General features: G+C 70.2%; 1 protein-coding gene. It reads right to left on the bottom strand.

Annotation, left to right across the window (positions count from 1 at the left end; translation table 11 throughout):
* Positions 1 to 7125: non-ribosomal peptide synthetase (locus tag IU459_RS36095; protein WP_195134080.1), on the bottom strand; the 7125-nt coding region annotated here is incomplete at both ends.

Raw genomic sequence — 7125 nt, 5'->3', positions numbered from 1 at the left:
CGATCAGTCGTCCGGCGCGATCGGCGGCCGAGGGTTCCAGCCACACGAACCGGATGACCACGCCGGCCGCCGGATCGAGCCGGTCCAGCGACTCGTCCAGCGCGGCCGAGGCGACCTCGACCAGCTCCGCGTCGCCGACGCCCGCGTCGAACTCGGTCCGATCGATCAGCGCGTCCACCTCGACCGTGCCCGGCGCGGCGGTCTCGACGACCCAGTCGTCGCCGTCGCGGCGCAGGCTCGCCCGCAGCATGTCGTGCCGATCGATGACAGCGCCGACCGTCGCGGCGATGCCCGCGCGATCGATGCCGACCGGCAGTTCCAGCGCCAGCGTCTGGTTGAACCGGCCGAACGAACCGCGCCGCTCGGCCATGAACCGGACCACCGGCGTCAACGGCATCGCGCCGATGCCGCCGCCCGGCGGCTCGGCGAGCGTCACCGCCGACGCCTCGGCCGCCTCGGCGGTTTCCGCGACGGCGGCCAGTCCAGCCACGGTGCGCTGCTCGAAGACGTGCCGCGGCGTGAACACCACACCGCGCGCCTTGGCCCGCGAGACCAGCTGGATGGACACGATGCTGTCGCCGCCGAGCGCGAAGAACGAGTCGTCCACGCCGACGCGCTCCACGCCGAGCACTTCGGCGAACACCTCGGCGATGGTCTGCTCGACCGGGGTGCGCGGCGCACGGGATTCCCGCGCCTCGAAAACGGGTTCGGGCAGCGCACGCCGGTCCAGCTTGCCGTTGGGATTCAGCGGCATCGCCTCGAGCACCACGATCGCGGCGGGCACCATGTAGGACGGCAACCACGCCGACAGATGCGCACGCAACTGCTCGACGTCCACCGTCACACTGTTCGCGGGCACCACATAGCCGACCAGCCGATCCCCGGTGCGGGTATCCGAACGCACCAGCGCCACCGACTGCGCGACCGATTCGTGCGCGGTGAGCGCGGTTTCGATCTCCCCGAGCTCGATACGCAGACCACGCAACTTCACCTGGAAGTCCGTGCGCCCCAGATACTCGATGGCGCCAGCAGCGTCCCGGGCGACCAGATCACCGGTACGGTACATCCGCGCGCCCGGCGCCCCGAACAGGTTGGCCACGAAACGGTCCGCGGTCAGATCAGCACGACCGACATACCCACGGGCAAGCTGGTCACCAGCGAGATACAACTCCCCCGCAACGTTCGCAGGCACCGGATGCAAGCGCGCGTCCAGCACATACGCCTGCGCATTCCACACCGGCAAGCCGATCGGCACAGCGCCGTCCACCTCATCGGCGACCGGGCCGTGCGTAGCATGCACGGTGAACTCGGTGGGGCCGTACAAGTTGTACAGCGCCGCGTCACTCACCCGCCGGATCGCCACAACCGCGTCCGCGGTGAACGCCTCACCGGCGACGAACAAAATCCGCAACGAGGCCAACGCTTCCGCATCAGCCGGATCCACACCACCAGCGAAAACAGTCAGCATCGACGGCACGAACGAAGTCATGGTGACCCGCTCGGCCGCGATCACCTCGACCAGATACTGCGGATCACGGTGCCCATCCGGACTCGCCACGACAATACGGCCGCCGGTACTCAACGGACCGAACAACTCCCAGACCGACACATCGAACGTCGCGGGGGTCTTGAACAACACCACATCATCCCCGCCGATACCGTAAACGCCGGTGATCCAACGGACCTGGTTGACCACCGCGGCGTGCGACACCGCCACACCCTTCGGACGGCCGGTCGAACCGGAGGTGAAAATCACGTACGCCGGATGCTGCGAACGCAACGACGCGATGCGCTCGGCGTCGGTGATCGGCGCATCAGAGTACCCGGACAACTCCAGCTCATCCACGCACAACGTGGCGCGACCCGCGCCGTCGAACCCATCCCGCGAGGTGGTCAGCACACAAACCGGGTCCGCCGAACCCAGCACATAGTCCACCCGCTCAGCAGGCTGATCCAGATCCAATGGCACATAGCCGCCACCAGCGGCGTGCACCGCATAGGCCGCGACGACCAAATCCACCGACCGGCGCATACCCAACGCCACCAACGTCTCCGGACCCACACCCGCCTCGATCAGACGACGCGCCAACCGCCATACCTGAGCAGCGAAATCCGCATACGTCAACGAGATTCCGGTAGCCGGATCGACAACAGCGACCGCGTCCGGCGTCGCCTCTGCCTGCGCGGCGAACTCCTCGACCAACGTGCCCACCGGGCCGAGGTCGCGTGCGGTGTTATTCCAGCCACGCAGCGCCCGTTCAATCTCCTGCTCATCCAGCAGCGCGATATCACCGACCGGCACATCCGGGTCGGCGGCGATGGCTTCGAGCACGCGTTCCCAGCGGTCCACGATGCCGGCAGCGGTCGAGGAGTCGAACAGCTCGGTGGCGTAGGTGAGCGCCAATGCCATACCGCTGGAAACGGATTCACCGCGGTCGGCCAAAGTGAACTGCAGGTCGAAGCGTGCGACGTTCTCTTCCAGATCCAGCGCGGACACCGAAAGGCCCGGCAGGTCCAGGGTGGTGCGCTCCAGGTTCTGGAACGCCAGCATTACCTGGAACAGCGGATTGCGCGCCTGCGAGCGTTCCGGCGCGAGCAGTTCCACCAGCCGCTCGAACGGCACGTCGGCGTTGCCGTACGCGTCCAGGTCGGCGCGCCGTACCCGGTCGAGCAGGTCGGCGAACGATTCGCCCGGCACGATCGGAGTGCGCAGCACCAGGGTGTTGACGAACATGCCGATTACGTCATCGAGTTCGGCTTCGCCTCGGCCCGCGATCGGAGTGCCGACCGCGATGTCGTCCCCACCCGACAGACGCGACAGCAGGACGGCGAGCGCGCTGTGCATGACCATGAACAGCGAGGCTCCGCGCTGCCGCGCGAGGTCCTCCAGCGCGGCGATCAGCTCGCCGGACAGCGCGCGATGCAGCGTCGCGCCGCGGTGCGAGGCCACGGCCGGACGCGGGCGGTCGGTGGGCAGCGCCAGCTCGTCGGGGACGCCGTCGAGTGTGCGCCGCCAGTGCGCGACCTGCTTGGCCAGCAGCGAGTCGGGATCCTCCTCGGTGCCGAGGATCTCGCGCTGCCACACCGCGAAGTCGGCGTACTGCACCGCCAGCGGCGCCCAACCGGGGGCGGCGCCGGTGCTGCGCGCGGTGTAGGCGGTCATCACGTCGCGGGTCAGCGGCCCCATGGAGAAACCGTCGGCCGCGATGTGGTGCACCATGACGACGAGCACGTGCTCCTCAGGTCCCGCCGCGTACAGCCGGGTGCGCAGCGGAACCTCTTCGGCCACATCGAATCCGGTGGTGACGAACTCGGTCACCACCGCGGTCAGCTCCGCCGGATCCACTGCGACCGGATGCAGGTCCAGGGCGATGTCCTCGGCGGGCACGATCACCTGGACCGGGGTGCCGCCGTGCTCGGGGTAGCGGGTGCGCAGCGACTCGTGCCTGCGCACCACGTCGGCGACCGCCAGCCGCAGCGCCTCGACGTCCAACCCACCGGTGAGCCTGATGGCGATCGGCAGGTTGTAGGCCGCCGACGCGGTGTCGTACTTGTTCAGGAACCACATGCGCTGCTGCGCGAACGACAGCGGCACCAGTTCGTCGGCGGCCCGCTCGCGGGCGACCAAACGCGCCCGGGCGGCGCCGTCGGCGTGCGATTCCACCCGTGCGGCAAGGGCTTCCACGGTGGAGGCCTCGAACAGGGTGCGCACCGCGACGGTGGCGCCGAGCGCGGCGCCGATGCGGGCGACCACCCTGGTGGCGATCAGCGAGTTGCCGCCGAGGTCGAAGAAGTCGTCGTCCACGCCGACCCGCTCCAGGCCGAGCACGTCGGCGAACACCGCGGCCACGGTTTCCTGCACCGGCGTGACCGGCGCGCGGAAGGCGCGCGCCTGCGCCGTCGGGGCGGGCAGCGCGCGGCGGTCCAGCTTCCCGTTGACGGTCAGCGGAATCCATTCCAGCCGCACCACGGCCGAGGGCACCATGTAGGACGGCAGCTGCTCGGCGGCGCCGTCGCGGACCGCGTCGAGCACCGGCTCGACGCCCGGTTCGGCGACCACGTAGGCGACGATCCGCTGATCGCCGGGCTGGTCCTCGCGCACGATCACCGCGGCCTGGGCGATGCCCGGCTGGGCCAGGATCGCCGATTCGATCTCGCCGAGCTCGATGCGGAAGCCGCGCACCTTCACCTGGTCGTCGGCGCGGCCCAGGTACTCCAGCTCGCCGTGCCGGTTCCAGCGGGCGAGGTCACCGGAGCGGTAGAGCCGCTCCCCCGGTGCGTCACCCATGGGGTTGGCGACGAAGCGCGTGGCCGACAGGTCGGGGCGGCCGAGGTAGCCGCGAGCCAATTGCGGGCCCGCCACATACATTTCGCCCGCGACGCCGACCGGCACCGGACGCAACCGGTTGTCGAGCACGTACACCCGCAGACCGGCGATGGCGCGGCCGACCACGCTGCCGGAGGCGGCGGCGATGGTCGCGGCGTCCAGCGCGCGGTAGGACACGTGCACCGTGGTCTCGGTGATGCCGTACATGTTGACCAGCAGCGGAGCCCCAGTCGCGGAGCTTGCGGAGCGGCCGTCGGGCCCAGCGCCGTGCCGCGCCACCCAATCCGACAGCCTGCGCAGCTCCAGCGCCTCACCGCCGAACACCACGTAACGCAGCGCCAGCGGCGCGGCGTCGGGCGCGGCGTTCCGGTCCGCCTCGGCCAGCTGGTAGAACGCGGACGGAGTCTGGTTGAGCACCGTGACGCGTTCGGCGCGCAGCAGTTCCAGGAACTGCTCCGGCGAGCGCGAGGTGTAGTAGTCGACCACCACGAGGGTGCCGCCGAACAGCAGCGGTCCCCACAGCTCCCATACCGAGAAGTCGAAGGCGTAGCTGTGGAACAACGTCCAGGTGTCCTCGGGCCCGAAACCGAAGTCGCGGTCGGTGTTCGCGAACAACCGCACCACGTTGCGGTGCGCGACCGCGACACCCTTCGGGCGGCCGGTCGAGCCGGAGGTGTAGATCACGTACGCGACGTTGTCCGGCGTGAGCGCGGCATTCCGGTCGCCGTCGGTGATCGGCGCGTCGTCGGCGTCCTCGATATTGCCGGTCTCCACCGCGAAGCCGTCCAGCACCACGGCGGGCAGCCCGTCCGGAACCGCGACCTGCACCGTGGAATCGAGCACCACGCTGGTCGGCCGGGAATCGGCGAGCACGTAGGCGATGCGGTCGGCCGGGTAGGTCGGATCCACCGGCACGTAGCCCGCACCGGTCTTCACCACGGCCAGCAGCGCGACCACCAGGTCCAGCGACCGCGGCAGGATCACCGCGACCAGCGTCTCCGGGCCCGCGCCGTCGGCGATCAGCCTGCGCGCCAGCACATTCGCGCGCCGGTCCAGCTCCGCGTAGGTCAGCGTCTCCACGCCGAAGCGGGCCGCGACGCGACCCGGGTGCGCGGCGACGGCGGCGTCGAACAGCCCGACCAGCGTGATGTCGGGATCGGCGAACCGCTGCGTACCAGTGGCGTCCGCTGCGGATGACACCCAGCGCTGCGACACGTCGAGACGCTCGCTCTCGCCGAGCAGATCGATATCGCCGACCGCGATCTCCGGGTCCTCGGCGACACCGCGCAGGATGCGCACGAAGCGGTCGGCGAAGGCGGCCACCGTCTCCGGGTCGAACAGATCGGTGGCGTAGTTCCAGGACAGCGTCAGCCCGCCGTCGGCGGCCTCGCCGACGGTGAGCTGCACGTCGAATTTCGCCGTGCCCGGGTCGAAGTCGACCACCGCGATATCCAGGCCGGGCAGCGCGACCGCGCCCAGGTCGGCGGCCGAGGCGGCTTCGAAGGTCAGCGCGACCTGGAACAGCGGATGATGCGCCTGCGAACGCACCGGGCTGATCACGTCCACCAACCGCTCGAACGGCACGTCGGCGTTGGCGAAGGCGGCCAGGTCGGTGCGGCGCACCTGCTCGAGCAGCTCGCCGAAGCCTGCGCCGGGATCGACCTGGCTGCGCAGCACCAGCGTGTTGACGAACATGCCCACCACGTCGTCGAGCGCGCGTTCGCCGCGGCCCGCGATCGGGGTGCCGATCGCGATGTCGGTGCTGTTCGACAGCCTGCCCGCCCAGGCGGCGAGCGCGGCGTGCACCACCATGAACAGCGTCACGCCGCGGGCGCGCGCCAGCTCGGCCAGCGCCTGGTGGACCTCGGCGTCGACCGAGAAGTTGTGCGTGCCACCGGCATTGGAGGCGATTTCGGGCCGGGGCCGGTCGGCGGGCAGCTCGATCTGATCGGGCAGGTCGCGCAGCTGCTCGGTCCAGTAGGCGATCTGGCGTGCGGCGACGGAGTCCGCGTCGTCCTCGGCGCCGAGCACCTCGCGCTGCCACAGCGTATAGTCCGCGTATTGCACTTGGAGCGTGGCCCAGGACGGGACCTCGCCACGGGCGCGCTCGGTGTAGGCGAGCACCACGTCACGCAGCAGCGGACGCAGCGAGAAACCGTCCGCGCTGATGTGGTGCATGACCAGCACCGCGACGTGATCGGTGTCCGACAGCGCCAGCAGGCTCGCCCTGAACCCGATCTCGGCGGTCACGTCGAATCCGACGCTCGCCAGCTCGACGATCCGCGCGGGCAACTGCTCCACGGCGACCGGTTCGGCGACCAGGTCGAAGGCGACCTCACCGACCGGCAGCACGCGCTGGTAGCCGGTGCCCTCCACCTCCGGGTAGACGGTGCGCAGCGCCTCGTGCCGCGCGAGCACGTCGCGGATGGCCGCGCCCAGCGCGGCGACATCGAGCTCACCGGTCAGCCGCAACGCGATCGGGATGTTGTTCACCGCGGTCTGGTTGTCGAACCGGTTGAGGAACCACATCCGCTGCTGAGCCAGTGACAGCGGCACCAGCTCCGGCCGTTCCCGCGCCACCAGCGGCGCCCGGCCGCCCTGTCCGGCAGCCGATTCCACCTTCGCGGCCAACGCCGCGACGGTGGACGCCTCGAACAGCACGCGCACCGGAACCTGCGTATCCAGCGCCTCGCCCAGTCGCGCCGCCACCTGGGTGGCGACCAGCGAGTTGCCGCCCAGTTCGAAGAAGTCGTCGTCCAGGCCGACCCGCTGCACGCCGAGCACCTCGGCGAAGGTGT

The organism is Nocardia amamiensis, assembly GCF_015477605.1.
Taxonomy (GTDB): Bacteria; Actinomycetota; Actinomycetes; order Mycobacteriales; family Mycobacteriaceae; genus Nocardia; species Nocardia amamiensis_A.
Note: the sequence above shows the minus strand (reverse complement) of the source record. Positions and strands in the feature narration are given on the sequence as shown.